This window comes from Rheinheimera pacifica (assembly GCF_900108485.1).
In the GTDB taxonomy this organism is placed as follows: domain Bacteria; phylum Pseudomonadota; class Gammaproteobacteria; order Enterobacterales; family Alteromonadaceae; genus Alishewanella; species Alishewanella pacifica.
The window spans coordinates 79,241-104,895 of sequence record NZ_FNXF01000004.1; the positions used below are offsets into that span (position 1 = coordinate 79,241).

The following is a 25,655-nucleotide window of genomic DNA, read 5'->3' on the forward strand; positions in this document are numbered from 1 at the left end:
CGCTGATTAAGTGCTATGATGGCCGCTATTGCGGCCATTTCTTTATCTGGCCCTTTCTTTTTTGGCTTTTTGGCAGCTTAGCAGGATTTCTATCATGTACTGTCCGTTTTGTAATGCAGACGATACCAAGGTAATTGACTCACGCCTGGTGGCCGATGGCCATCAGGTGCGTCGCCGGCGTGAATGCCTGGCGTGCCATGAGCGCTTTACTACCTTTGAGTCAGCCGAACTGGTGATGCCGCGCATTATTAAACGCGACGGCTCGCGTGAACCCTTTAACGAAGACAAGCTGCGCAGTGGCTTGCTGCGTTCGCTGGAAAAACGGCCGGTATCCACCGAGCAGATTGAACAGCTGATCAATAAAATTAAGTCTCAGTTGCGTGCCACCGGCGAGCGGGAAGTGGGCAGCCAGTTGCTGGGCAACCTGATTATGGATGAGCTGGTTAAAGTAGATAAAGTCGCTTATGTGCGCTTTGCTTCTGTGTACCGCTCCTTTAAAGATATCCGCGAATTTGGTGAAGAAATTGCCCGCTTAGGGGAAAAAGCCTGATGTTTAGCGCCGCTGATACCACTTTTATGGCCCAGGCCATCCGCCTGGCTGAGCTTGGCCGGTACACCACCAGCCCAAACCCGAATGTGGGCGCAGTGCTGGTGCATAACGGTGTAGTTGTCGGGTCTGGTTATCACAGGCAAGCCGGTGGGCCCCACGCCGAAGTGTCTGCTCTGCGTGAAGCCGGCATTGCAGCTAAAGGCGCAACCTGTTATGTCACGCTAGAGCCCTGTAGCCATTATGGCCGCACGCCGCCTTGTGCTGAGGCATTGATTGCTGCCGGTGTTGCCCGTGTGGTGGTAGCGATGCAAGACCCGAACCCACAGGTAGCCGGGCGTGGCGTGGCTATGTTGCGCTCTGCCGGTATTCAGGTTGATGTGGGGCTACTCGAAGCAGAGGCGCGGGCATTAAATCCGGGCTTTTTAAGCCGGATGGAACGCAAACGCCCTTATGTGCAGCTAAAACTGGCAGCCAGTTTAGACGGGCGTACCGCGTTGGCTAACGGCGACAGTAAATGGTTAACCGCCGATGCCGCCCGCTCAGATGTGCAGCATTACCGTGCACAAAGCTGTGCCATTTTATCTACCGCCACCACAGTGCTGGCCGACAATGCCCGGCTGAATTTACGCCCGGAGCAATTGCAGCATAGCGTGACAGCACTGCAGAGTGGTGAACTGCGCCAGCCCAAACGGGTGATTCTGGACAGAAACGGCACCCTGGATCACAAGCTGGCACTATTTAATGACGGTGGCGAAGTGTTGTTGTGTGTCAGCAAGGTTGAAAATTCACGGCCATTACCCAATATCGCCAGACAGATCCACTGCCCGTTAGATAGTAAAGCGCAGTTTGATTTAGTTGCGCTACTGGAGCATTTAGCACTGCGCGAAAACGTTAACACCTTATGGGTAGAAGCAGGGGCTACACTGGCAGGCACCCTGTTACGGTTAAATCTGGTGGATGAGTTAATTGTATATCTTGCACCAAAACTATTAGGTAATACTGCTCAGCCGTTGGCAGTGCTGCCTGAGTTTACTGCTCTGGCGCAGGTGCCTGAATTACGCTGGACTGATATGCGTATGGTAGGGCCAGACATACGCCTTACAGCCACCGTAAATCATACGGCCACAGGGGTAACGGGATAACCTATGTTTACAGGTATTATTGAAGCTACAGGTAAGCTCAGCGCGGTACAACAGCGCGGTACCGATATTACAGTCACTATCGACAGCCAGAGTCTGGATTTTTCCGATGTAAAGCTGGGCGACAGCATTGCCAGCAACGGCGTATGTTTAACGGTAACTAAACTGTGCAAGCACAGCTTTGATGCTGATGTATCATCAGAAACACTGGCACATACCTTGTTCGGCCAGTATAAAACCGGGCAACGGATTAATCTGGAAAAAGCTATGTTGCCCACTACCCGGATGGGCGGGCATTTAGTCAGCGGCCATGTCGATGGTGTTAGCAGCGTCACAAAGATTGAAGCCAGCGGCCGTGCCTGGCATATCTGGCTTACGTTACCCAGCGCCTTGGCGCATTATATTGCCGCTAAAGGCTCAGTGACTATCGATGGTGTTAGTCTTACGGTAAATGAGCTCAGCAGTGATGCATTCAGGCTTACCATAGTGCCGCACACGGCAGAGCAAACCACCATTTCCCAGCTTAAAGTAGGTTCTCAGGTACACCTTGAAGTGGATTTAATTGCCCGTTACCTGGAACGTTTGCTCAGTAAAGACAACGGCAGCGCCAATAGCGGTGTCAGTATGGCGCTGTTGGCTCAGCGTGGTTTTTTATAAATAAGGTTTGTTATGCAACTGAATACTCCTGCTGAAATTATTGAAGACATCCGTCAGGGCAAAATGGTCGTGCTGATGGACGATGAGGATCGCGAAAATGAAGGCGATCTGGTGATGGCGGCAGAATATGTTACGCCCGAAGCGATTAATTTTATGGCGACTCACGGCCGCGGTTTAATTTGTTTAACGCTGACGAAAAAGCGTTGCAGCCAATTAGCCTTACCGTTAATGGTTGATGCGAATAAATCGCCGTTTTCTACTAACTTTACCGTGTCAATTGAAGCGGCCGAAGGCGTCACTACCGGTATTTCAGCAGCAGACCGTGCCCGCACGGTAAAAGCGGCAGTAGCGCGCGATGCCAGGCCCACCGATATTGTCCAGCCAGGGCATATTTTTCCGCTGATGGCGCAGGATGGTGGTGTGCTGGTGCGCGCCGGCCATACTGAAGCCGGCTGTGATCTGGCCCGTTTAGCCGGACTGGAACCTGCCGCGGTAATTGTTGAAGTACTGAACGACGACGGCACCATGGCGCGCCGGCCAGATTTAGAGCTGTTTGCGCAAAAACACGGCATTAAAATTGGTACCATTGCTGATTTAATTGAATACCGTAACCTAAATGAAACCACCATAGAACAAGTTGCCAGTTGCCAGCTACCTACCGAAGTGGGTGAGTTTAAGCTGGTGACTTTTAAAGATACCATCGACAATCAAATTCATTTTGCTCTGGTAAAAGGTGATATCAGCGCTGATGAGCCCACCTTAGTGCGGGTACATTTACATGACACTTTCAGTGATTTATTAATGGCCGATCGGGCAGCAAACCGCAGCTTTCCGCTGCATACCGCTATGGCCCGCATTGCCAAAGATGGCGGTGTGCTGGTATTGCTGGGTAAACATGAATCTACCGACGAGCTTATCCGCACTGTGCAGGCGTTTGAAGCCGAAGATAAAGGTGAAAAGCCGCGCAGCGCGCCGTGGAAAGGCACCTCACGCAATGTAGGTGTGGGGTCGCAAATTCTGGCCAGTCTGGGCGTGAAGAAAATGCGTTTACTTAGCCAGCCGAAAAAATACCATGCCTTGTCGGGTTTTGGCCTGGAAGTGGTGGACTACGTTAGCGAATAACCCGGTTATTCGCTTGTAAAGAAAGCGTCAGCCTGTGCTACAAAGACTATGCCGGTTTAGGCAGTGTTGTGCTATTATGCACGGCTAATTTTCAGCGGTCAGATTTTAAGGGCAACTTATGCAGGTTATTGAAGCAGGGTTTTCTGCCAACGGTAAGAAGTTTGCGTTAGTCGTAGCGCGCTTTAACAGCTTTATTGTTGAGAGCTTATTAAGCGGGGCAACCGACACATTACAGCGCATTGGTAACGTGGCAGAGCAGGATATTACTGTGATCCGGGTGCCGGGTGCCTTTGAATTACCGCTGGCGGTGCAGCGTGTTGCGGCCAGTAAAAAATATGACGGCATTATTGCCCTGGGGGCAGTTATCCGCGGTGGTACGCCACATTTTGAATATGTATCCGGTGAATGCACCAAAGGTATTGCCCAGGTAATGATGCAACATGACATACCGGTTGCTTTTGGTGTACTAACGGTAGACAGCATTGAGCAGGCCATTGAGCGTGCAGGTACCAAAGCGGGCAACAAAGGTAGCGAAGCTGCCATGTCGACGCTGGAAATGGTTAACCTGCTGGCCAAGCTGTAACAGGAAGAGACACATACATGAAACCTAATGCCCGTCGTCAGTCACGATCACTTGCAGTACAGGGAATTTACAGCTGGCATGTCAGCAAAAACCCTATTGCAGATATTGAGCAGCAATTATTGCTGGAAACTAACGTTAAACATATCGACGTTGGCTATTTTCAGGATCTGGTGCGCGGTGTGGTAAAAAACCATGCGGTACTGGATGAAGCATTAAAACCTTATTTAGATCGGCCGTTCGATGAAATTGATTTTGTTGAAAAAGCCATATTACGGGTATCAGCTTACGAGCTGAAATACCGTCTTGATGTACCGTACAAGGTGATTATCAACGAAGCTATTGAGCTGGCTAAAGCGTTCGCCGCTGACGATAGCCACAAGTTCGTTAACGGCATTCTGGATAAAGCCGTACGCGTACTGCGTCCAAGTTAAAGGAGAGCCGACATCAGTCGGCTTCTTAGTTCTATGGGTGAATTCGAACTCATTTCCCGCTATTTTGCCAGTTGTGGCGCCAAACGCGCCGACAGTGCCATCGGTGTTGGTGATGATGGTGCTGTACTGCAGGTACGTGATGGCTATGACCTGGTGGTGACTACCGATACCATGGTGGTAGGCACGCATTTTTTTCCTGATGATGACCCCCGTGCACTGGGCCATAAGCTAGTGACAGTAAATGTCAGTGATTTAGCTGCTATGGGCGCAGAGCCAGCCTGGTTATCGCTGGCTCTAACGTTGCCTGCCGTTGACGAGCCCTGGGTTGCCGCCTTTGCTGCTGGTTTACACGAAACCGCCGAATACTATAATTGCCAGTTAATTGGCGGTGATACCACCCGTGGCCCGCTTAGCCTGACCATGATAGCCAAAGGCATAGTGCCACGCGGTAAAGCCCTTACCCGCAGCGGCGCCAAAGTCGGTGACTATATTTATGTTACCGGCACTTTGGGGGATGCCGCACTGGGGCTGAAACTGTGTCAGGGCTTACATGAAGTCAGCAAAAAACATCAAACCCATATTCTGCAACGCTTTCATTATCCATCGGCCCGTGTGGCACTGGGGCAGGCACTGCGTAATATTGCCAGCAGCGCCATGGATTTATCTGACGGCCTGTATAGCGATATTCAGCACATTATGAAGCGCTCTGCGGTAGGGGCCAGTATTGATGTTGCCCGCTTGCCGTTGTCGCAGGCTGTTAAAGACAGTTGCGATAGTGCTACCGCAATACAGCTGGCGTTATCAGGCGGTGAAGATTACGAACTGCTGTTTACGGTACCAGAAGCCCGGCGGGGGTCGCTGGATGTTTTATTGTCACCCTATGGTATTGGTGTTAGCTGTATTGGCCGTGTTACCGGTGCAGCCGGTAAGCTGGAGCTGAAACAGGGCGAGCAACCATTTAACTACCAGCATAATGGTTTTAAACACTTCGCATGAGTACTGCACAGTTTAACCTGAAAAAATGGTATCAGTTTCTTGCACTTGGCTTTGGTAGTGGTTTGTCGCCTAAGGCACCCGGTACTTTTGGCACCTTAGCTGCCGTGCCGCTGGTTATATTGTTGCTGTGGGCCGGTAATATCTATTTGCTGGCTTTTGTTATAGCTGGCAGTGTACTTGGCGTGTATATATGCGGCCAGACCGCCCGTGACATTGGTGAACATGACCATGGTGCCATTGTCTGGGATGAAATTATCGGTTACGGCATTACCATGCTATGGGCCCCATTGCATTGGCAAACACTACTGCTGGGTTTTGTATTATTCCGCTTGTTTGATATTGTAAAGCCATGGCCAATAAGTTGGTTTGATAAAAATGTGCATGACGGAACCGGCATTATGCTGGACGACATTGTCGCGGGTATTGCTGCGCTGCTGTCATTGCAACTGTTATTACCGTTTTTACCTCTGGGTTAACTAAAAAGTAGAAAGAGAACGCACCAATGAAAAATGCCTTACTGTTGCTTTTATTGTTGTGTTCTCTTAGCCTGCATGCCCACAACCAGCCGTCGGTGTATGACTTTGATATTAAGCACTGGAACAGTGCAGATGGCTTATCCAGCAATTCAGTGCGTTCTGTCAGCCAGGATTCGCAGGGGTTTATCTGGTTAGCCACCTTATATGGCCTGAACCGCTTTGACGGCGTGCAGTTTGAGCATTTTACCAAAGAAAGTCACCGCCACCTGGCCAGCAATAGTGTGACCCGGCTGCTGCATGACAGCCAGGGCTACATGTGGGTGGGTACTAAGTCTGGCCTGTCAGGTTTTAACCCGCTGACACTGCAATTTGAACGCTACCAGATATTATCTGAAGTTACCGCCATTATTGAAGTCCGCCCCGGTGAAATCTGGGTAGCAGCTGATCACCTGTTTCGCATTCAAAACGGCAAGGTAAGCCGGGTACAACAGATTCTTTCGCAGGTAAGCCAGCTGGAGCTGGTAGATGAACATATCTGGATCATGGGGTCTGAGCAACTGTACCGCATGGATGTAGATGGGAATGTAAAAAGCTATACCTTACCGGCCGAGCTTATTCAGACACCTGTTTATGATTTGTACTGGACCGAGAAAGGCTTACATATTGCCGGTGAGTCGGGTTTTTATCATCTGGACGCCGACTCCGGCGAGGTGAAAAAATGCCAGCTGCCGGATCAAAACAGCACAGCGGTATACAAACTGCTGCGTGATAGCCGCGGCAACAGTTGGATATCTGCGCACCGCAAATTATTTCATAAACATACCAAACAGCCATGGCAGCACATTACCGGCGACGAATTGGGGAGTTACCCGTGGTTCAGTGATATTTTTGAAGACCGTGACAATAATATCTGGCTGGCCAGTTTCAGCGATGGTGTGTACCGCGCTGCGGTAGGAAATATCCGCCGGGTAGTGCCATATCAGCCAGATGCTGTGGTACGCAGCGTGGCTGTTACGCCGTCAGATACCTTGTTGGTGGCAGGGCAGTCGGATATTGGCGAGTTAACGGCTGATGGCCAATACCACAGCCTGATTAATGCCGGACAGCTCGGTGGTGGCACTGTGCATGACATTTACTGGCCGGATGCTAATCATATGTGGCTGGCTACTGACAACGGTGTACTGGCGTATCAGCGCGATACAAAGCAGCTTAAGGCGCAGTTCGATAGCTTAAAAGGTTTTACCGTAAGAGTGTTGCAAGCGGATGTTCATGGCGGCTTGTGGATTGGTGGTGTGATGGGGCTGGTGCACTATCAGCATAATACGCTGACACCTTTTGCGTTGAACGCTGAGCTGGAGTCCCGCCATATTACGGTATTACAGCAAAAAGACGAGCAGCTGGTATTTGGTACTACCCGCGGCTTGTACCTGTATGAACAGCAACGCCTGAGCCGGTTAGGCGTGGGTACGGCGTTATATAACAGCTACATTACTGCTTTGCAGTTGTTGCCCGGCGGCCACCTGCTGGCCAGCACCCTGGATGACGGTATCTTTATTCGCCGTACCGACAACAGCTGGTACCAATTACATACGGCTAACGGGTTACCCCACAGCCCGGTGGTCAGCATGACATACGATACCGCTACCGACTATATCTGGATCAGTAGTCACAAAGGCATTTTCCGGCTGCGGGCAGCAGATCTTGACCGGCCGAATCTGGATAACCTGCCAATACAAGATGTACTTGGGCCGCATGACCGGCAGTTGGGCACTGTACCCGGGCGTTGCTGTAACGGCGCTGGCCATGCCAAGGTGGCGTTCTGGCAGCAACAGTATTGGTATCCAACATTAAAGGGCCTGGTGGCGGTGCCGGCAGAGCTTAACCGTAAAGCGGATAAGCCAGTGCAGCCGGTAATTAAACTGGTGCAGGGGCAGCAAACCTATGTTATTGCCGCCGAGCAGCAAAGTGTGGTTTTGGAGCTGGATGATCGCAACATCAGCATCAAATATTCTGCGCTGGAATTTATCAAACCGGCTGCCTTACAGTTTCGTTATCAGTTAAAAGGTTTTGAGCAAAACTGGCATGACGCTGCAGAGCGGCGTGAAGCGGTTTACACCAATCTGGAGCCGGGCCGGTTTGTATTTCGCGTACAAACCCGGCTGGAGAACGAACCCTGGTCAGCTGCACAAACGCAGGAGCTGGAGCTTGTTGTACCAAAGCGTTTTGATGAAACCCTGGTATACCGTGGCTTATGGTTGTTGTTGTTTCTGTTTTGTCTGTACGGCCTGATTTGGCTGCTGCGACGTAATACGGTACACCAGCAACAACAGCTGGAACGCCTGGTAAAGCAACGCACACAGGAGCTGGAAAACAGCAACCTGAAGCTGAACGAATTAAATGAACAACTGGCATTACTAACACATAAAGATAGTTTAACCGGCCTGCGTAACCGGCGCTTTATGTTTGAGCAGCTGCCAAAGGACATAGAACACTTTCAGCGTAACCGTGAGTCTATGCAAACCCAGGGTAAATGCGTGGCGTTAATTCATCTGGATTTAGATAATTTTAAACAGGTTAATGATCAGTTTGGTAACAGCGCAGGTGACAGCTGTATTCAGCAGGTAGCCGGCTTACTGATCCGTGAAACACGTGGTTCAGATTATGTTGTACGTTTTGCCGGTGAAGAGTTTGTGCTGGTGCTGCGTGATATACCTCTTGAACTGGTAGAGCAGTTTAGCTACCGCCTGAACGAGCTGGTGGCTAAAACGGTATTTAATTTGCCGGACGGACATCGTACCCGGTTAACCTGCTCGGTGGGGTATGCTGTTTATCCGTTAGAATTACTCGGCGGGCAGCTGATTAACTGGGAAGTATCATTACAACTGGCTGAAATGGCGTTATACCATGTTAAACATGCCGGCAAGAATGGTGTGGCCACTATTACATTTGATCAGCAGGTTGATGCGTTTGAATTTGAAGATTCATCCCATGTCGAAGCGCAGGTCGAACGTTTGCTTTCCGCCGGGCTGGCGCATTTTGACCTGAAAAATACCCGCTGATAACGGCTTGGTTAGCAGCGGGCTTCTAGTGGTATTAATTAGTGGCTTTAACGTAACGGTTAAAGCCGTTGTTGGATACTGGCAAGAATGCCGTTGCTGTCCAGCGCCAGTTCGGTATAAATTTCTTCCTGGCTGCCATGTTTAATAAAGTGATCCGGCAAGCCCAGGTTCAGGCTTGATACAGCCAGTTGTGCTTTGGCAATAAACTCATTTACCGCTGAGCCAGCGCCACCGGCGATGGCATTGTCTTCAACCGTTACCAACAGCTTATGGCTTTGCGCCAGTTCAGTTAACAGCTTTTCATCCAGTGGTTTTACAAAGCGCATATCTACCAGGGTGGCGTTTAACTGCTCCGCCGCATGCTGGCAGGCACTTAGCAACGGGCCAAACGCCAGTATGGCGGTATGTTCGCCCTGGCGTACCACCTTGGCTTTACCCAGTGGCAGCAATTGCATTTGTGGCTGCGCATCAATACCGGTACCACTGCCGCGTGGATAACGCACGGCTGCAGGGCCTTGATACTGATAGCCGGTGTATAGCATCTGCCGGCACTCATCTTCGTCTGATGGCACCATAATAACCATATTCGGAATACAGCGCATAAAGCTTATATCAAACGCACCCTGATGGGTTGGGCCATCGGCACCGACTACACCGGCACGGTCAACCGCAAACAGCACGTCAAGGTTTTGCAGGGCAACATCATGGATCAGTTGATCATAACCGCGCTGTAAAAAGCTGGAGTAGATAGCCACTACCGGTTTTAAGCCTTCAATCGCCATGCCTGCAGCCAGCGTTACCGCATGCTGCTCGGCAATGGCGACATCGAAATAGCGTTTAGGGTAGCTTTTAGAAAACCGGACTAAGTCAGAGCCTTCACGCATAGCAGGCGTAATCGCCTGTAAGCGTTCATCCTGGGCGGCCATATCGCATATCCAGTTGCCGAAAATATTGGAAAAACTCGGCCGGCCAGCCTTTTTCGCCGGTTGCTTTTTATCATCCGGGTTAAATTTAGACACGGCATGATAGCCAATAGGATCAGCTTCTGCCGGCGCGTAGCCTTTGCCTTTTTTCGTGACAATGTGCAGCAGCTGCGGCCCTTTTAAATTACGCATATTGCGGATGGTATCTACCAGCCCCAGTACGTCGTGACCGTCAATGGGGCCGATATAGTTAAAGCCCAGCTCTTCAAAAAAGGTACCGGGTGTTACCATACCTTTAAAATGTTCTTCAGCACGGCTGGCCAGCTCATGTAACGGTGGCACACCACTTAAAATCTTTTTACCGCCTTCGCGCAGGCTGGTGTAAAAACTGCCGGATAAAATACGGGCAAAATAACGGTTTAATGCGCCAACGTTCTCTGAAATCGACATTTCATTGTCATTCAGAATAACCAGCATGTCCGGGCGTACTTCTCCGGCGTGGTTCAGCGCTTCAAATGCCATACCGGCAGTAATAGCACCATCACCAATGACGGCAACCACTTTGCGGTTATTACGTGCCTGCTGAGCGGCAATGGCCATACCCAAAGCGGCACTGATTGACGTACTGGAATGGCCGACAGACAACACATCGTATTCGCTTTCTTCGCGATACGGAAAAGGGTGCAGGCCATCTTTCTGGCGGATGGTGTGCATACGCTCAGCCCGGCCGGTCAGAATTTTATGCGGATATGCCTGGTGACCCACATCCCAGATTAACCGGTCAAACGGGGTGTTATAGACATAATGCAAAGCTACGGTAAGCTCGACGGTGCCTAAACCAGAGGCAAAGTGGCCACTGCTCTGGCTGACACTCTGCAATAAATAACTGCGCAACTCGTCACTGAGTGCGGGCAGTTTGTCTTGGGGCAGCTGACGCAGCTGCTCGGGTAAATTAGCCTTGGCTAATAACGGGTAATCGTTAATATCTAACGCCATAATCCATGCCTGTGTTAAAACCTGCGTTCGATAATATACTGCGCAAAAGCGCGTAGCTCATCAGTGTTATACGGTAAGCGTGCCAGAGCGTTTAGTGCATCCTGATATAATTGCTGTGCTTTGGCTTTGGCATTGTCCAGCCCCAGTAAGGCCGGGTAGGTTGATTTGTTGGCCTTGGTGTCTGAACCCTGTGGCTTGCCAAGTGTGCTGGTGTCGCTTTCAATGTCGAGAATATCATCCTGCACCTGAAATGCCAGCCCTAAAGCTTGGGCAAACTGCACTAAGGCATCGCGCTCTGCTATATTTTGCCGGTTGCTGCACAGCCAGGCCAGATGTACCGCACATTCAATCAGGGCGCCGGTTTTTAGCCTGTGCATTTGTTCAAGCTGTGCCAGGCTGGTGTGCTGGTTGGTTTGGGCTAAATCTATCGCCTGGCCACCACACATACCGCCATAGCCGGCCGCCTGTGACAGCTGTTGCAGCATTTTTACAATGTTACGGCTATCTACCTGCTGATACGGGTGTGCGCTTAATATCTCAAAAGCCAGGGTTTGCAAAGCATCACCAGCCAGTATGGCAGTGGCCTCATCAAAAGCTTTATGGCAGGTAGGTTTGCCACGACGTAAATCGTCGTTATCCATCGCCGGTAAATCGTCGTGAATAAGAGAGTAACTGTGTAAGGCTTCCAGCGCTGCTGCCGGGCCATCCAGATCGTGCAGGCTGGCGCCAAGCAGTGTGCCGCAACTGTACACCAGAAATGGCCGTACTCTTTTGCCACCCAGCAATAAACTGTACGACATAGCAGACAACAGCCGCTGATCGGTAACAGTACGGCTGTCTATATATTGCTGTAAATGCTGTTCGACCCGTTGCTGATATACGGCTAAACGTTCAGGTTGCACCTTATTCTCCTGCAGGCGGGTCAAAGGGTAATAACGATTCCTGCTGTTGCTGCTGCATCAGGATCTGTACTTTTTGCTCTGCAGCTTGCAACAGCTGCTGGCTTTGCCGGGCCAGGGTAATACCGCGTTCAAATTGCTGCAAAGACTGATCCAGTGATAACTCGCCCTGCTCCAGTTGCTGCACAATAAGCTCAAGTTCAGACAAGGTTTGCTCAAACTGGCTTAAATCTGCTTTTTTCTTGCTCATACTACCCCCGGAAAAAGTGTGCGCAAAGGTACCTTAGCAGGCTATTATGGTCAATCAGAAAGCGGATGTGAAAGGCTAAATTGATAATTTTACATAATTTATGCTTAATCATTCTGCGTGGTTGTCGATAAACAACTATCGTCTAAGATAAACTTGTACAGATAGCTGGTGCAGTAGTGTTGCAATTAAGGAGAGTAAAGTGGATTTAGCTACCCTCGTTGGTATGTTAGGTGCAATTGGTTTTATTGTCATGGCGATGATTTTGGGCAGCAGCGGTGCTCCGGGGATGTTTGCCGATACAGTATCTGTACTGATTGTTTTTGGTGGCTCTATCTTTGTGGTTATCTCTAAATTTACGCTGACCCAGTTTTTTGGTTCGGGCAAAGCAGCCGTTAAAGCCTTTATGTTTAAAATTGAATCGCCCGAAGAGCTGATCGAAAAAGCCGTGCAACTGGCTGACTCAGCGCGTAAAGGTGGTTTTCTTGCTCTGGAAGAGGCTGAAATACCTAATGCGTTTATGCAAAAAGGCGTCAATATGCTGGTAGACGGCCATGACGCCGATGTAGTGCGGGCCACTTTGTTAAAAGACATCAGCCTGACCGAAAAACGCCATGAATCCGCAATTGCCATTTTTAAAAGCCTGGGGGATGTGGCTCCGGCCATGGGTATGATAGGCACCCTGATAGGCCTGGTGGCGATGTTATCTAATATGGACGACCCCAAAGCTATAGGGCCCGCTATGGCAGTGGCGTTGTTAACCACCTTGTACGGGGCTTTTATTGCCAACGTAATTGCTATACCGCTGGCAGATAAACTGGCGATCCGTAACCAGCAGGAAAAATTAAATAGCCAGCTGATCCTTGATGCTATCTTAGGCATACAGGATGGCCAGAATCCGAAAGTGATTGAAGGCATACTGCGTAACTATTTAGCGCAGGGTAAACGTGAAGTGGTCCCGGCGGAGTAATCTATGAGTGATCACGCAGAAGAAGAATGCAAATGTCCACCGCCTGGTTTACCACAGTATATGGGCACTTTTGCCGATTTAATGGCGCTGTTAATGTGCTTTTTCGTCCTGCTGCTGGCATTTTCAGAAATGGATGTGCTGAAGTTTAAACAGATTGCCGGCTCAATGAAGTTTGCCTTTGGTGTGCAAAATAAAATTGAAGTGGAAGATATTCCCAAAGGTACCAGCGTGATTGCGATGGAGTTTCGCCCGGGCCGCCCCGATCCTACGCCGATTGAAACCCTGCAGCAGCAAACCATTGAAATTACCCAACAGGTAATTGAATTTCAGGCTGGTGAAGAAGATTCTGCCGGCGGGCGACAAGAGCAGCGTGAAGACTTAAGCGGCGGCCAGTCGGTTAGTAATGCTGAAGAAATTATGGATGGCGAATCTGCTGCGGCAACAGCCGAAGCTCAGGCGGCGCAGGAGCAAACCAATGAAATGGTGAAAAAGCTGGCCGAGCAACTGCAACAACAAATTGTTGATGGCGCCATAGAGCTGGAATCTCTGGGCCAGCAAATTATTATCCGTATCCGTGAAAACGGCTCATTTCCTTCGGGCTCATCTTTTTTACAACCCAGGTTTAAACCGATAGTGCAGCGTATTGGTACCTTACTCAATGATGTACCCGGCGAAATTACCGTTACCGGCCATACCGATAATATTCAGGTAGCGGATGAGCTGCATAGTAATAACTGGGATTTGTCGGCCAAGCGGGCGGTGTCCGTAGCCACTGAAATAATAAAAGCAACCGGCTTTGACCGCACCCGTTTAGTGGTAGTGGGGCATGCCGACACCAAGCCGCTAGTGCCTAATGACACTGAGCAGGGCCGGCGGCGTAACCGCAGGGTAGAAATTGCCATTATGCAGGGTAAAGCCAAAGAGTCAGACCCGATAAGCCTGGAGCCTCCCAGCCAGCAGTTGCCTTAATCACTCTGAGTAGCGCGCAGATTAGGTCTTTCTGTACAGATCCGCTATAATCTGCGCCACTTTTTTTCCTGCTTAACTATGCTGTTGCCTGATGATTGAATTTCTTATCAAATTACACCCCGAAATTGCTATTAAAAGTAAATCGGTGCGCAAACGCCAAACGCTGTTACTTGAGCGCAACCTTAAAACCATCCTGCAGCAGGTAGATGCCGGCGTTGAAGTGAGTAATAACTTCGATCACCTGACAGTACGCTGCGACACGACAGATGCTGCAGTGCAGCAGGAAGCGCTGCGCCAGCGCTTAATTGACCGTTTGGGATGTATTCCGGGCATTGTCTATTTTGCGGAGATGCAGTCGGGCAGTTTTACCTCCTTGCATGATATTTTTGAGCAGGTACTTGAGGTATATGCACCGCAGCTGGAGCATAAAACCTTTAGCGTGCGGGTGCGCCGCAGCGGTAATCATGAATTTACCTCAATAGAAGCTGAGCGCTACATTGGCGGTGGCTTAAACCAGCATGTTGCCAGTGCCAAAGTGCAGCTGAAAAAACCGGATCTGGTCGTAACGCTGGAAATCAGAAAAGACCGGCTGATTATGGTGCGCAAGATGCACCAGGGCATGGGCGGTTTTCCGCTGCCGTCGCAGTCAGATGTGTTATCACTGATCTCCGGTGGCTATGATTCTGCTGTGGCCAGTTATCTGATGATCCGCAAAGGTCTGCGCACGCATTACCTGTTTTTTAACCTCGGTGGTGCAGCCCATGAAGCTGGGGTGCGTGAAATGGCATTTCATATCTGGCAAAAATACAGCCTGTCGCACAAAGTAAAGTTTGTCAGTGTTAACTTCGCCCCGGTGGTGGACCAGATTTTAGAAACCATCGACAGCGGTTTAATGGGCGTAATATTAAAGCGGATGATGATGCGGGCGGCCAGCGAAGTAGCCGAAAGCCTGGGCATTAAAGCCATCGTTACCGGTGAAAGTATTGGCCAGGTATCAAGCCAAACCATTACCAATTTAAACGTGATAGACCGGGTTACTGACATGCTGATCCTGCGGCCACTGATTTATCAGGACAAGCAGGAAATTATTGATATGTGCCGCAAAATTGGTGCTGAAGATATTGCCAAAAGTATGCCGGAATATTGCGGCGTAATATCGAAAAAGCCCACGGTGAATGCAGTATTGTCAGAAGTGCGGGCCAATGAACAAAAGTTTGATTTCACCGTGCTGGAGCAGGCAGTAAAAGCGGCAAAAGTGCTGGATATCCGCACGGTAGATTATCAGGCTGAGCAACAGGCGCATGTAGTGACTGAGCTGGCGCAATTGCCAGCCGGTGCAGTAGTGCTGGATATTCGCAGCCCGGAAGAAACCGATATTAAACCGCTGACAGTTGACGGACATAACGTAGTTGAACTGCCGTTTTTCCGCCTGGCATCGCAGTTTGCTAGCCTTGATCAGAGCAAACAATACTATTTTTACTGTGAGCGCGGCGTAATGAGCCGTTTGCAGGCTGTGGTATTGCAGGATCAGGGTTTTAGCAACGTAGCGGTTTACCGGCCTTAACTTTATCCGCGGTGCTGTAATTGCAGCACCTGCTGCAAGAGTTGTGTGTTGAGCGGCACGGCAATGTTATAGCGTGCTGCCTGCGTGACGATATAACCGGTGATAGCGTCTATTTCAGTACGGCGGCTGTGCGCAATATCCTGCTGCATTGACGAGAAATTAGCCGCCGTGTTTTGAATCACCTGCTGCACTTTTTCCAGCATTTGTGCGTATTGCAGCGGATAACCTGCCGCTTCTGCCACCTGGCATACTTCGGCCAGGATCTGGCTTATCAGCGGCTGATACTGTGCCTTTGCCAGCTCGCCATTGTTACAGTTATTGAGGGCTGTCAGCGGGTTTATTGCCGCATTAATTGCCAACTTGTGCCATAAAAACGGCAGAATATTCCCGGTTAGTGTAACCGGCCCAAGGGCTATATCCATCGCCTGCTGTACCGCTAAAAGCTGATTTTTCGCCGCCGCGTTTAACGGCGACAACACGCTTTGGCCTTGCCCGGTATGGCGCACAGTTGCACCTTGCTTTAGTGCACCATGGGTCGTGGTCAGAAACCATAAGCCCTGTGCTGGGCTAAGCGACGACAAAATGTGTTCTGTTGCGGCCATGCCATTGTGGCTGAGCACCAATTGGGCATCAGGTGCCAGGGCCGGTAATAACGCCTGCACAGCAGCGGGTACGGCATAGCTTTTTACCGGTATTAACACCGCTGCCAGTGGCGCAGTAGCACAGTTAAAATGAAGGGGGTGTTGCTCAAAGCGGATATCCAGTGCAGCAGGTTGTCTTAGCCAGAGTTGTACCGGCCAGCCTGCCAGTTTGAAGCGGCTGGCAGCCAGTAGACCTATAGCGCCCTGGCCGACAACTGTCCAGCTTAACGCTGGCTGCGTGGGCGAATTTTGTGCCACAGGGCCCGCACCAGATAAAAACTGACTACGCCGGCCAGATCTGCCAGCAAATCCCACCAGTCGCCGTTACGGCGGGTAAAGTAATGCTGCGCCAGTTCGATAGCGCCACCATAAGCACCCAATAAGATAAAAGCCAGCCAGGGGCCGAGTTTAAAGCCTTTCCACAGCAAGGCGCTTAATATGGCAAAAATACCGAAGTGTGCCACTTTATCTAAATGGGCTATGCCGCCACCAATGCGGTGGCCGCTTAATTCAGCTAAAAAGCTGGCAGTAGCAGCGACAAAACAGAAAACACACAACCAGCGATAAAATGTTTGCGACACAAAGACCCCCGAAGATATATGGCGCTCGGATTGTAGCAGTTTTCTGGTTATAATCGCCAGCAGACAGAATGGCTTAAGCACAGGAGACTTGTCATGCCTTCATTCGATATTGTTTCAGAAATTGATATGAATCAGGCGAAGAACGCCGTAGAGAATGCCAAACGGGAACTTGAGACCCGCTTCGATTTTCGTGGCGTTAACGCCAAAATTGAGCTGAATAAAGAGCAAATTGAGCTGACCGCTGAAGCTGACCAGCAAGTGATGCAGCTGTTTGATATTTTTGCCATTAAAGCCAGTAAGTTGCAGCTGGATGTCAGTAGTTTCAAGATTGAAAAAGAAGAGCGTCACGGCAAATTTATCACCCGTCATGTCAGTATCAAGCAGGGCATCGATAAAGAGATGGCAAAAAAAATCGTTAAACTGGTTAAGGATAGCAATATTAAGGTGCAGGTGGCGATCCAGGGTGAAGAGCTGCGGGTAACCGGTAAAAAGCGTGATGATTTGCAGGCCGTTATGCAATTGGTGCGCACCAGCGAGCTGGGCCAGCCGTTCCAATTTAAAAACTTCCGCGATTAAGTTTTAGCCGTCCAGCCATCTATTGACATTTTTCCTTGATGGCGTAAACTGCACGCGGCTCCGACAGGGAGCCGCTTTTTCTGGTGCTGCAGTCAACTGCAGGTAAACGGGAATCTGGTGTTAATCCAGAGCTGCCCCCGCAACGGTAAACAACTGAGCTGTGTTCAATGCCACTGTCAAAAGATGGGAAGGCGAGCACAGGCGCAAGCAGGTTGTCAGCCCGGAGACCGGCCGGAAAAAAACCTTCAACATTATTAAATGTGCGGTGGGCACATTTTCGGAGCTTATATGTTTAAACCTGCTTTTGCGGCCGTGCTGGTCGCATCTTGCTGCTCTGCGGCAGCTAACACTACTGAACACACTAATCTTGAACATATCAGTATTTATGCCAACCGCACTGCAACACCACAACAAGACGTGCTGGCCAGCGTAACAGTGCTGGAGCGTGACGATATCGTTGCGCGCCAGGCTAATGATTTACCTGCTTTACTGGCGCAACTGCCGGGCATTAATTTATCCCGCGATGGCGGCCGTGGCCAAAACAGCAGTGTTTATATCCGCGGCGGTAATACCGGGCACACTTTGGTAATTATCGACGGCGTGCGCAGTGGCTCGGCTACGCTGGGTTATAAAACATTATCAATGTTACCGCTGGAACTGATCGAACGAATTGAAGTAGTACGCGGCCCACGCGCAGCCTGGTATGGTGCCGATGCTCTGTCCGGCGTTATCGCTATTACTACGCGCAAGGCTCAGGGTACAGAGCTTAATGCTAATGTAGGTAGCTATGGGCAGTTGGGTGCCGATGTGAGTGTTAGCGAGCAAGTTGGCGATCTTGCCGTAAGAGCAACTGCCGGTTATAGCCAGGCTGACGGCTTTAATGTACGTAAAGATCTTGATCCGGATCGCGATGGTTATGATCAGCGGTTTGCTAAACTGGCCGCCGATTATCAGACCAGTTTTGGTTTGTTACGGGCTCAGTTTGATATTAATTCTGGCTTTTATCAGTTCGATACAGGTTGGGGTACTGAAGACCAAGCCGATACCCTTAATCGTACTTATCTGCTTGGCTGGGAGCATCAATTAGGGCAGTGGCAGCATCAGGCACAATTAAGCCGGATACTGGATGATGACACCGTCTATGGCCCGGACTCCAGCAGCCCATTTGTGACTGAGCGTGATGAGTTTAACTATCAAACCAGCACTGCCATCACTAATAATCTGAATTGGTTGGGTGGGGTGAACTGGTATTCGGAAAGCGTTGGCCGTTCTAGTGTTAACTACGTTGAAGACAGCCGGATTAACCGTGCGCTATTTACCGGCCTGAACTTTAAACAGGACAATGTCCAATTAGATGGCTCGGTACGGCGTGATTTAACCACGCAGTATGCTGGCAACAACACCTGGCAATTGGCGGCGGGTTACTGGTTTACTGATGCCTGGCAACTAAGGATTAGCCGGGGAGCAGCTTTTAAAGCGCCAACCTTTAACGATTTATATTATCCGGGCGAGGGGAGCTCCAACCCTGATTTAGCACCTGAGCGTACCTTATCCGATGAAGTTGCAATCAGTTACCGTGCGGCAAATGGTAGTGTGCAACTGGCCTGGTTTGAGAATGATGTCGATAACCTAATCCAGCTTGATGCGAACTATATGCCGCAGAATATTGAACAGGCAAAAATTTCCGGTATCGAGCTGGCCATTCAGGCCGATGTTGCCGGTATTGAGCAGAGCTTTGCTTACAGCTGGACTGATACCGAAAATACCCTTACAGGATTGCGTCTGGCCAGACGGCCGGAACATACCATCAACTGGCGGGCTGGACATAGCTGGAATAAATTTTCTGCTTTTGTAACCGCCGATTATCAGAGTAATACTTATCAGGGCCAGTATGCCGTTAACGAATACTTGGGCGGCTTTACCTTATGGGGGATAGGCACCAGTTATACCGTATCATCGGCTTTAACGTTACGAGCTAAGGTTGATAACCTGTTTGATAAAAATTACTACACCAATGATCGCTATACCACTGCAGGCACAAACTTCGGTCTTAGTGTTAGCTATACACCGCAGTAAATGCAGTTGTAAGAAAAGCGTGCTTCGGCACGCTTTTTTAGTTTGGCTTGAGTAGCTTAGCGTAGTTTTGTCTGAACTTGGCCATTTTCGGTGCCACGATAAACTGGCAATAACCTTGCCCGGGGTGTTGCAGAAAGTAGCCCTGATGATACTCCTCTGCCACGTAAAACGGGCCTGCCGGGCTTACTTCTGTCACAATTCGCTGAGTAAATACCTGGGTACGCTCAAGCTCAGCCATTACGCCGCGCACCAGCTGTAACTGTTCGTCATTATGATAAAACACCACAGAGCGGTACTGGGTACCAACGTCATTACCCTGGCGATTCAGTTGGGTAGGGTCATGCAAACTGAAAAAAATCAGACATAACTGCTCAAAGCTTATGCTGCTGTTTTCAAACTGCACCTGTACCACTTCAGCGTGGCCGGTATCTCCCCGGCATACCTGCTCGTAAGTAGGAAAATTGTTTTCACCGCCCATATAACCGCTTAAAGCCTGAATAACACCCTTAACCTGATTCATTGCGGCCTCTAAGCACCAAAAACAGCCTGCACCAAAAGTCGCCGTTTGTATCGCCATATTGTCTCTCCTGTGGCCCAGTACTTGTAACCGAATACTGAATGTATCCTAACATTAGGATATGCACCAGTTTATAACCGGCAATACGCTATAGCAGTGTGCAGCGATCAGGCCGGTTAGCTACCCTGTGTTATTTCAGAGTGTTACCGCGCGGTTTACTTTGCCCGTGGCCAGCTGTTTTAACCAGTGTGCCACTGGTGCCGGTTTGGCAAAAAAGTAGCCTTGCATCTGTTTGCAGCCCAGTTTAATTAAGAAACGGCGCTGGATATCGGTTTCAATACCTTCTATCACCAGTTTTAGCTGCAGTGCTGCAGCCAGTTGGATCACCGATTGCACTAATCTAACCTGCACCGGGTTATGCGGTATTTCTTTAACGAAGCTTCGGTCGAGTTTTATTTTATCCACCGGCAGTTTGCTTAGCATGCTCAGTGATGCCTGGCCGGTGCCAAAATCGTCCAGGGCGATGTTAAAACCGAGTTTCTTCAGGGCGTGAATTTTGTCAAACAGCGGCTGTTTGTGGCTGATAATACTGTTTTCTGTCAGTTCCAGTGTAAGCTGATTAAGGAGATCAGGTTGGTGGGTAGCAACGTCAATTAAAGCATTGTAAAACGAATGTACCAGTAAGTCAGAGCCTGCCAGATTAATTGCCACCGGATACGTAAGCGCTAATGCTCTGAATTGCTGCACTATAGTGATAGCCTGACTCAGCACCTTTGACGATACCTCGCCAATCAGGCCGTACTGCTCGGCCAGCCTTATAATGGTTTCTGGCGTAACAAAACTGCCATCAGCACGGGGCCAGCGTAATAAAGCTTCAAAGCTTTGAATAGTGCCATCCGGCGTGACTTTGGGCTGCAGCCAAAGCGTAAGTTCATCGTTGTGCAAGGCGTGTTTTAAATCGGCGAATAGCTGCAAATCGAGGTTGCGTTGCTGCAAAGAGTCAGCCTGATAGTAAGCGACAGGGCAGTTATAAGCATCGGCCAGTTCCAGTGCAGATTCACATTGCTCCAGCATTTCTTCGGGGCTAAAGTGGTTTGACGTCGCTATGCTGACACCCATTTCATACATCGGTTGTATACTACCAACCGACAGTTTCAGCTCTGCAGGCAACAGGTTACGCAATTGGGTTACCTGCTCACTAACCGAGCTGTTGCTGTTAAGCAAATCAGTCCATAGAACAAATTTTACTCCTCTTAAGCGGCCAAACATCACCTGCTCTGGTAAGACGTTTTGTAATTGCTGGGCAAAGGTGGTTAGCAGTTCATCGCCGGCTTGGTAGCTGTTTTGATGATTAAAGGCTTTAATGTGGCATAACCTGAGGATAATCATCAGGCCTGCTACTGTGTTTTCACGCTGCTTATGTATCAGGTGTAATAAAAAACCAGCATTAGGCAGTGAGGTCAGGGTGTCGTAGTTATGCCACAACTCATGCTGCTGCTGCTCGCTGGCGGCCAGTTTTTTATGCATCAGCGTCAATGGCGTAATATCGTCAAGTTGCAGCAAATGATGTTGCTGCCGGGTGCTGCAAAGATGGTTAAGTAACAGATGTTTGCTATTATCTGCCAGCAACTGGCACTCCGTATCATGCCCCAGCCAGAATTCAGCGTTGCCCTGGTCAGCCGTGCTTAGTATGTCGGTTAAATGGGCGTGTTCAGCACTGATCAACGCCAGTGTCTGCTGTGCTTTAGCATTGGCTTTAAGAATTTGCCCGTCAGCTGTAACCAGTAACGTAGCTTTACTTTGGTGATTAAAAATATCCTGATACAGCTGGTTGCTCTCCAGGATAGTGGCATTTTGTGCTTTTAGCATGGTGGCATTGCGGTTTAGTGTGCTAAGCATGCGCATAATAGTTAGCGGGATACACAGATTAAAAAACAAAAACAGTAAGCTGTGCAGGTAAGTAGGCGTTGCCGGTAAGGTAATAGAAAAGTTAAACAAATTTACCGGTGTATTACTGTACAAAATAAATAAAAACGGCAGCACATTTATTGCCATTACCAGCAGCGTGACAGTACTGTTAAAAAATAACAGCGCAATAAGCGGAGCAGTATAAACAAAAATAACCCCCAGCTTTGACAGCTCAAAATCATCAATAAAAAGCAACATACAAAGCCCGGCACTAAACACGGTAAATAATAAAATAACCCGGCTAATGCCCAACTGGTGGCTGGAGAAATACAATGCCAGCAATAAGATAGCGTAAAAACTGGTTGTAATAGCAATGGTGTACCAGGCCCCAACCTGATACGCCTGCCAGGAACTGTGCAGCACTATGGCTAATACCAATAGCAAGCCAGAGGTAAGAATAATGCGTAATGCGCTTTGTTGTAATACGGTTACGGACGGCGAGTTAAGGTGTGTTTCAGTTAATAACAGTAGATTTTTTATACGGCTTAACATGAATTGTCCACTAAATTAGGCTTGAGACCCGCATGCTTGCACAGCGGAAAATACGCATTGGCTATTAACGTCCTGTTAAATGACAGCCTAGCGTAAACAAATACCGGTATCGGGACAATAGTAAAGTGAAAACTGTTTTAAACAGTGTATAAAAATGTATATAAGTTGGGCAAATATAAGCAGTGAATATCGCAGCCAGCTCTACCTGGCTGCGGTATTACCACTATAAAACTGCGATAGCTCTGTTACGCGCTCTGCATTTTGTTTATCCAGCAGAACAAACTTAAACGGCGTGAATAATGTAGCAGGTTTTTCCATCGTGTTTATTGATACCACAAACTGGCGTTGCTCGCCCGCTTGCAAGCTAAGCGTGGCGTCGCTGTTTAGCTGGCTGTATGCCATACCTTCTACCTGCAGCTGATACTGCCTTGCTGTTTTGGTTTTATTGATCACGTTTAATGTAAAGGTGTTTTCAATGGCGCCATCCGCATTTACCCGGTACAACGCATTGCGCTCACGGTACACGGTTAGCTCGGTATTGGTTCTGGCCATACCCCAGCCAAGCATGGCCACTATAGTTACTAAAATGGTAACGCCGTAAGCCAAATGTCCGCTGCGGTCAGTGCGGGTTGTGTGCTCTGCTGTGTAGTTAATCAGGCCTTTGGCATAGCCAAACTGGCTCATGGTCTGGTCACAGGCATCAATGCACAGGCCACAGTTGATACACTCGTATTGCATACCATCGCGAATATCAATGCCTACCGGACACACCTGCACACAGAGGTTACAGTCTACGCAGTCGCCTAAGTTTGCCGGTTTGTCACTACCACGCTTACGTGGCCCCCGAGCTTCGCCGCGTCCGGCGTTGTAGCTTACCAGTTTGGTCGCAGTATTAAACATGGCTGACTGAAACCGCGAGTAGGGGCACATGTGCAGGCACATTTTTTCCCGGATCAAGCCGGCATTAAAATAAGTGCATAAAGCGAAAAAACCGACCCAGGCGTATACCTGCCATGAAGCCTGCAGGGCAAAGAACGTAGAGTACAGTTCAGACTGCGGAATAAAATACGACATAAATACCAAAGCGGTAACAACCGACACCGCCAGCCAGCTGAAATGTTTAGCCAGCTTTTTAGCCAGCTTATTCAGGCTAAACGGGGCGTTATCCAGCCGCCGGCTTTGGTTATGGCTGCCCTCTATGCGCCGCTCTATCCAGACAAACATCAGTGTCCATACCGTTTGCGGGCAGGTATAACCGCACCATACCCGGCCGTACAGGCGGGTTACATAAAACAGTACAAAGGCTGCCAGCGTAAACAATAAGGCGGTAATTAGTAAGTCTTGCGGAAATAAGATAATAGAAAATAACTCGATGGTTTGTTGGCCGGCATTAATTCGAAATGCTTGCTCACCGTTGTATTGAATAAAAGGAATACCAATAAACAGTGCCATCAGCAGCCAGCTTAACGTGCGGCGGATGCGCTGATAAAAGCCGCGTTGCTCACGGATATAAATTTTTCCGCTGCTATCTTTGGTAGAAAAAATAATCAGTTCTTCAGGAGGTAAAGAATACGCCATAACAAGTACCTGCGGCAATTAACAGCAGCGGCCGGTGCAGCCAGTTGCAGGCGCATTTTAAGTAGCAGCAGAAAAAAGGTGCAGATACAAAAAAATAAAATAAAATAGATACAGCATATGAAGGGGGCATGGCCATGAGCCGTTTTAAGTACCAACAACTGGCAAACGAGCTGCTACAGCAAATTAATGCCCGCCAGTGGCAAGCAGGGGAAAAACTGCCGTCGGTGCGTTGGTTATGCCGCCACTACCAGCGTTCGCTGGCTACTGTGCAGCATGCTTTGCATTTGCTTGAAGCCCAGGGCGTAATAGAAGCCAAAAGCCGGGCCGGTTATTTTGTTAAGTTTGCGCTTGCGCCGGTGCAAATCCCGCAGTTTAGCCAGCATATCCCAGCGCCTAATGTGGTAACGGTGCCGGACATGTTTTTTGATATTATGAACCGCAGTGGCGCCTTTGACATATTGCCAAGCGGCCCGCAGATTGAGCCCGCACACCTGACAATATTAATGCGCCATATTGGCCGGGCACTGCGCCAGCAACCGTTTAGTAAAGCTATGTATTACGACGAGCCGCTGGGGTTATATGAGCTGCGGCTACAGATCACAGAGCATTACCGTAGCACCGGCCTGGTGTTGAGTGCCCAGGACCTGTGCATTACTGCTGGTTGCCAGCATGCGTTATTTTTGGCGCTAAAAGCCAGTTGCAAACCCGGAGATACTGTGGCTGTAGAGAGCCCGGCGTTTTATGGTGTGCTGCAGTTGTTGCAGGAGCTTGAGCTTAAAGCACTGGAAATACCCAGTTCGCCACAGTTGGGCCTGAATGTTGACAGCCTGGAGCAGGCGCTGGATAAGTGGCAGATCAGTGCCTGTGTGGTAACGCCGGCTTTTGCCACGCCAACCGGAGCCTGTATGCCAGCTGCGCAGCAAGCCAGGCTGCTTAACTTAGCCAATAAGCACGATTTTGCCGTAATTGAAGACGATATCTATGGTGACTTGGGGTTTCACCAGCGGCCCAAACCGCTGAAAGCGCTTGATACGCAAGACAGAGTAATGCTGTGCAGCTCGTTTTCTAAATCGTTATCTCGCGATCTGCGTATCGGTTGGATTGCAGCAGGGCGCTGGTCAAAGGCTGTGGCACGTTTAAAGCTGGTAAGCCAGTTAGCCAGCAGCCAGGCTATGCAGCAGGGTATTGCCAGCTTTATGGCTGAAGGCCACTACAAAAGGCACCTTAACCAATACCGCCAGCAGCTGAAACATCAGCGTGAGCAGTTAATTAACTGTTTGCAGCGCGATTGGGCAGGCAATATTCAGCACACCACGCCGCAAGGCGGGCTGGCGCTATGGCTGCAACTTAATGAGGGTATCAATTGCCAGCAGCTGTATTTGCAGTGCCTTGAACGCGGCATAATACTGACACCCGGTGTGATGTTTTCCAATAGTGGCGATTTTAACCACTACCTGCGGTTAAGCTTTGCCCACCCTATTGTTGGCAGCAGAAAACACGCCCTCATCGAACTTGGCCGTATGCTACTTTAAATATCAGCTGCAAAAATCTGGCAGCTTGTGTGATTCGCTGTCGCATTACCAGATACCGCTGTGCTGTGGCGCCCGCGCTCAAATAAGAAAATACGTTAGCCTTGTCGAATTAG

General features: G+C 49.5%; 23 protein-coding genes and 1 riboswitch. Of the genes, 15 read left to right on the plus strand and 8 right to left on the minus strand.

All coding sequences use genetic code 11. From position 1 onward, the window contains the following. The first annotated feature begins 94 nt into the window (after nucleotides 1-94). The 9 genes from nrdR to BLW68_RS06840 all read left to right on the plus strand — a co-directional run bounded on the left by nrdR (nucleotide 95) and on the right by BLW68_RS06840 (nucleotide 9,013). Nucleotides 95-550, plus strand: a complete 456-nt coding sequence (gene nrdR, locus BLW68_RS06800) for a transcriptional regulator NrdR (protein ID WP_068231240.1) — start codon at nucleotides 95-97, stop codon at nucleotides 548-550. Next, on the plus strand, nucleotides 550-1,692 hold the full coding sequence (ribD, locus tag BLW68_RS06805) for a bifunctional diaminohydroxyphosphoribosylaminopyrimidine deaminase/5-amino-6-(5-phosphoribosylamino)uracil reductase RibD (protein WP_092791641.1): 1,143 nt from the start codon (nucleotides 550-552) through the stop codon (nucleotides 1,690-1,692). Before nrdR ends, ribD begins: the two co-directional genes overlap by 1 nt. Before the next feature lie 3 nt (nucleotides 1,693-1,695). Continuing rightward, nucleotides 1,696-2,346, plus strand: coding sequence for a riboflavin synthase (locus tag BLW68_RS06810; RefSeq protein ID WP_092791643.1), 651 nt, complete (start codon nucleotides 1,696-1,698; stop codon nucleotides 2,344-2,346). 12 nt (nucleotides 2,347-2,358) lie between these two features. Beyond that, a complete protein-coding gene (gene ribBA, locus BLW68_RS06815; RefSeq protein WP_092791645.1) occupies nucleotides 2,359-3,468 on the plus strand; it encodes a bifunctional 3,4-dihydroxy-2-butanone-4-phosphate synthase/GTP cyclohydrolase II in 1,110 nt (369 codons plus the stop codon). A gap of 118 nt (nucleotides 3,469-3,586) precedes the next feature. Then, nucleotides 3,587-4,051 (plus strand): 6,7-dimethyl-8-ribityllumazine synthase, encoded by a 465-nt coding sequence (gene ribH / locus BLW68_RS06820; protein WP_068230076.1) that lies wholly within the window; start codon nucleotides 3,587-3,589, stop codon nucleotides 4,049-4,051. A 17-nt stretch (nucleotides 4,052-4,068) separates the two neighbouring features. Next, nucleotides 4,069-4,482 carry a transcription antitermination factor NusB gene (gene nusB / locus BLW68_RS06825; RefSeq protein WP_092791647.1) on the plus strand — a complete coding sequence of 138 codons (414 nt, stop codon included), beginning with the start codon at nucleotides 4,069-4,071 and terminating at the stop codon, nucleotides 4,480-4,482. Between the two features lie 33 nt (nucleotides 4,483-4,515). After that, nucleotides 4,516-5,478 (plus strand): thiamine-phosphate kinase, encoded by a 963-nt coding sequence (gene thiL / locus BLW68_RS06830; protein ID WP_092791649.1) that lies wholly within the window; start codon nucleotides 4,516-4,518, stop codon nucleotides 5,476-5,478. Continuing rightward, nucleotides 5,475-5,954: a phosphatidylglycerophosphatase A family protein gene (locus tag BLW68_RS06835; RefSeq protein ID WP_092791651.1), complete on the plus strand. Its 480-nt coding sequence runs from the start codon at nucleotides 5,475-5,477 to the stop codon at nucleotides 5,952-5,954. The genes thiL and BLW68_RS06835 overlap by 4 nt, the downstream gene beginning before the upstream one ends. 26 nt (nucleotides 5,955-5,980) lie before the next feature. Then, a complete protein-coding gene (locus tag BLW68_RS06840) occupies nucleotides 5,981-9,013 on the plus strand; it encodes a ligand-binding sensor domain-containing protein (RefSeq protein WP_092791653.1) in 3,033 nt (1,010 codons plus the stop codon). Between the two features lie 59 nt (nucleotides 9,014-9,072). Here BLW68_RS06840 and dxs read toward each other — a convergent pair whose 3' ends face one another. The 3 genes from dxs to xseB are packed head-to-tail and all read right to left on the minus strand — an operon-like array spanning nucleotide 9,073 to nucleotide 12,081. Next, nucleotides 9,073-10,932: a 1-deoxy-D-xylulose-5-phosphate synthase gene (gene dxs, locus BLW68_RS06845; protein ID WP_092791655.1), complete on the minus strand. Its 1,860-nt coding sequence runs from the start codon at nucleotides 10,930-10,932 to the stop codon at nucleotides 9,073-9,075. A 14-nt stretch (nucleotides 10,933-10,946) separates the two neighbouring features. After that, nucleotides 10,947-11,834 carry a (2E,6E)-farnesyl diphosphate synthase gene (ispA, locus tag BLW68_RS06850; RefSeq protein ID WP_092791657.1) on the minus strand — a complete coding sequence of 296 codons (888 nt, stop codon included), beginning with the start codon at nucleotides 11,832-11,834 and terminating at the stop codon, nucleotides 10,947-10,949. Nucleotide 11,835: 1 nt separating this feature from the next. Beyond that, nucleotides 11,836-12,081 carry an exodeoxyribonuclease VII small subunit gene (gene xseB, locus BLW68_RS06855; RefSeq protein WP_068230093.1) on the minus strand — a complete coding sequence of 82 codons (246 nt, stop codon included), beginning with the start codon at nucleotides 12,079-12,081 and terminating at the stop codon, nucleotides 11,836-11,838. Nucleotides 12,082-12,280: 199 nt separating this feature from the next. Between xseB and pomA the strand changes: the two genes are divergently transcribed. From pomA to thiI, 3 genes are all read left to right on the plus strand, one after another. After that, the gene (gene pomA / locus BLW68_RS06860; protein ID WP_092791658.1) at nucleotides 12,281-13,048 is read left to right on the plus strand and encodes a flagellar motor protein PomA; all 768 of its coding nucleotides are present in this window, start codon (nucleotides 12,281-12,283) and stop codon (nucleotides 13,046-13,048) included. A 3-nt stretch (nucleotides 13,049-13,051) separates the two neighbouring features. Further along, nucleotides 13,052-14,017 (plus strand): flagellar motor protein MotB, encoded by a 966-nt coding sequence (locus tag BLW68_RS06865; RefSeq protein ID WP_092791660.1) that lies wholly within the window; start codon nucleotides 13,052-13,054, stop codon nucleotides 14,015-14,017. A 91-nt stretch (nucleotides 14,018-14,108) separates the two neighbouring features. Further along, entirely contained in the window at nucleotides 14,109-15,581 is a 1,473-nt protein-coding gene (gene thiI, locus BLW68_RS06870; RefSeq protein ID WP_092791662.1) for a tRNA uracil 4-sulfurtransferase ThiI, read from the plus strand. Between the two features lie 2 nt (nucleotides 15,582-15,583). Here thiI and BLW68_RS06875 read toward each other — a convergent pair whose 3' ends face one another. Together BLW68_RS06875 and BLW68_RS06880 are read right to left on the minus strand one after the other, a co-directional pair. Then, on the minus strand, nucleotides 15,584-16,480 hold the full coding sequence (locus BLW68_RS06875; protein ID WP_092791663.1) for a ketopantoate reductase family protein: 897 nt from the start codon (nucleotides 16,478-16,480) through the stop codon (nucleotides 15,584-15,586). Further along, nucleotides 16,447-16,803, minus strand: coding sequence for a VanZ family protein (locus BLW68_RS06880; protein ID WP_092792137.1), 357 nt, complete (start codon nucleotides 16,801-16,803; stop codon nucleotides 16,447-16,449). Before BLW68_RS06880 ends, BLW68_RS06875 begins: the two co-directional genes overlap by 34 nt. Before the next feature lie 93 nt (nucleotides 16,804-16,896). Between BLW68_RS06880 and BLW68_RS06885 the strand changes: the two genes are divergently transcribed. Together BLW68_RS06885 and BLW68_RS06890 are read left to right on the plus strand one after the other, a co-directional pair. After that, a complete protein-coding gene (locus tag BLW68_RS06885; protein WP_092791665.1) occupies nucleotides 16,897-17,379 on the plus strand; it encodes a YajQ family cyclic di-GMP-binding protein in 483 nt (160 codons plus the stop codon). Between the two features lie 64 nt (nucleotides 17,380-17,443). Next, nucleotides 17,444-17,629, plus strand: a riboswitch (cobalamin riboswitch). 38 nt (nucleotides 17,630-17,667) lie between these two features. Continuing rightward, nucleotides 17,668-19,455, plus strand: a complete 1,788-nt coding sequence (locus BLW68_RS06890) for a TonB-dependent receptor domain-containing protein (protein WP_092791667.1) — start codon at nucleotides 17,668-17,670, stop codon at nucleotides 19,453-19,455. Between the two features lie 37 nt (nucleotides 19,456-19,492). On the opposite strand, the gene msrA is transcribed toward BLW68_RS06890, so the two are convergent. The 3 genes from msrA to ccoG all read right to left on the minus strand — a co-directional run bounded on the left by msrA (nucleotide 19,493) and on the right by ccoG (nucleotide 24,010). Next, nucleotides 19,493-20,032 carry a peptide-methionine (S)-S-oxide reductase MsrA gene (gene msrA, locus BLW68_RS06895; RefSeq protein ID WP_092791669.1) on the minus strand — a complete coding sequence of 180 codons (540 nt, stop codon included), beginning with the start codon at nucleotides 20,030-20,032 and terminating at the stop codon, nucleotides 19,493-19,495. A 135-nt stretch (nucleotides 20,033-20,167) separates the two neighbouring features. Further along, nucleotides 20,168-22,432, minus strand: a complete 2,265-nt coding sequence (locus BLW68_RS06900) for a GGDEF domain-containing phosphodiesterase (RefSeq protein ID WP_092791671.1) — start codon at nucleotides 22,430-22,432, stop codon at nucleotides 20,168-20,170. A gap of 201 nt (nucleotides 22,433-22,633) precedes the next feature. Then, on the minus strand, nucleotides 22,634-24,010 hold the full coding sequence (gene ccoG / locus BLW68_RS06905) for a cytochrome c oxidase accessory protein CcoG (protein ID WP_092791673.1): 1,377 nt from the start codon (nucleotides 24,008-24,010) through the stop codon (nucleotides 22,634-22,636). Between the two features lie 134 nt (nucleotides 24,011-24,144). On the opposite strand from ccoG, the gene BLW68_RS06910 reads away from it, so the two are divergent. Continuing rightward, a complete protein-coding gene (locus tag BLW68_RS06910; RefSeq protein ID WP_218141323.1) occupies nucleotides 24,145-25,542 on the plus strand; it encodes an aminotransferase-like domain-containing protein in 1,398 nt (465 codons plus the stop codon). Nucleotides 25,543-25,655: the final 113 nt, after the last annotated feature.